This is a genomic window from Metallococcus carri (genome assembly GCF_011440275.1).
GTDB classification, from domain to species: Bacteria; Actinomycetota; Actinomycetes; order Actinomycetales; family Dermatophilaceae; genus Metallococcus; species Metallococcus carri.
The window spans coordinates 1-1410 of sequence record NZ_JAAOIV010000021.1 but is presented as its reverse complement, the minus strand read 5'-3'; the positions used below and the strand labels follow the sequence as shown (position 1 = coordinate 1410).

At 67.7% G+C, this 1410-nt stretch carries 1 protein-coding gene; it reads left to right on the top strand.

The window, feature by feature from the left end; all coding sequences use genetic code 11:
* The first annotated feature begins 313 nt into the window (after positions 1-313).
* Positions 314-1393, top strand: coding sequence for an IS110 family RNA-guided transposase (locus G9U51_RS16995; protein ID WP_166198793.1), 1080 nt, complete (start codon positions 314-316; stop codon positions 1391-1393).
* Positions 1394-1410: the final 17 nt, after the last annotated feature.

The window sequence follows — 1410 nt, the reverse complement described above, 5'->3', positions numbered from 1 at the left end:
CTCAACCAGCTGTAAGTGTGTGGGTGGCTGGCCTGGGGCTGGCTGGCAGGGTAGGTGTTGGCTCTCGCGTGGTCTGTCTCATCAACCAGCTGACCCGGCCCGTGTGGTCGGTGTCTTTGCCTCGATTTGACGGCTGCGTGAGGGCCGGCGCCGGACCCCTGGCCCACTTCGATGGCCTGATCAGAAGCCTGTCCAACCTGGGAGGGTGACCTTCCGGGTTGTGACTCATTACAGGATTGTCTCGAGGTGACTCACCCCAGGAGAGCCGGCACCGGCAGCGACGTCAGTTCTCTTGGAAGGGATACCGAACGCCATGACCATCGTGGCAGACACTTACACCTATGTCGTTGGGGTGGATACCCACGCCGCGACGCATCACTTCGCGGTGATCCACGCCGCGACCGGCGCGGTCATCGATGACCGGGCCTTCCCGACCACACCAGCCGGGCTGGCTCGTGCCCTGACCTGGATCAGTGACCGGGCTGGTGGGCAGGTCGAGCGCACCTTGATCAGTGCCGAGGGCACCGGCTCCTACGGGGCGCCCTTGGCGCAGCTGCTGCACGAGGCCGGGTACCGGGTGGTGGAAGCACCCACCCCGGCACGAGCACGGATCCGCGGGCGCGGCAAGAGCGATCAGGCCGACGCGATCACCGCGGCCCGCGCGATCACCGGGATGGACCTGAACACCCTGCGCGACCGGCGCAGCGGCGGGATCCGGGCGGCGTTGCAAGCCTTGCTGGCCCGGCGTGAGGAACTCAACGACCGGCACACCACCGCGATCAACATGCTCACCAGCCTGCTCCGCACCCACGCCCTGGGGGTGGACGCCCGCACCGCGCTCAGCGCCGCGCAGATCCACCAGATCGCCCACTGGCGCACCCGCCACGAAGACCGCGCCCAGGCGATCCTGCGGCGACTCGCCCGCGAGTACGCCCGTGAGATCCAAGCACTGGCCACCCAACGCCGCGCCAACGCCACCCAGATCCACCAGATCGTCACCGCCCAAGCCCCCGAGCTGCTGGACCTGTACGGCGTCGGCCCGATCAACGCAGCGATCATCCTGACCGTCTGGTCCCACCCCGGACGGATCCGCTCGGCCGCCGCGATGAACTCCATCGCCGGCGTCGCGCCCATCCCGATCCAGTCCGGCAACACCCACAAAGTCCGCCTCAACCGCGGCGGCGACCGACGACTGAACAAAGCCATCGCCTCGATCGTGCTAACCCGCTGCCGCACCCCCGAATCCAAGGCCTACATCGCCCGCCGCGTCGCCGAAGGCAAAACACCCCAAGAAGCCAAACGCTGCCTACGCGCCTACCTCACCCGCAAGATCTACCGCGTCCTGACCGCAGCACACCCCACACCACCACAACCCGACCTCACCGCCGCTTGACGAACATAGAAGCGTCG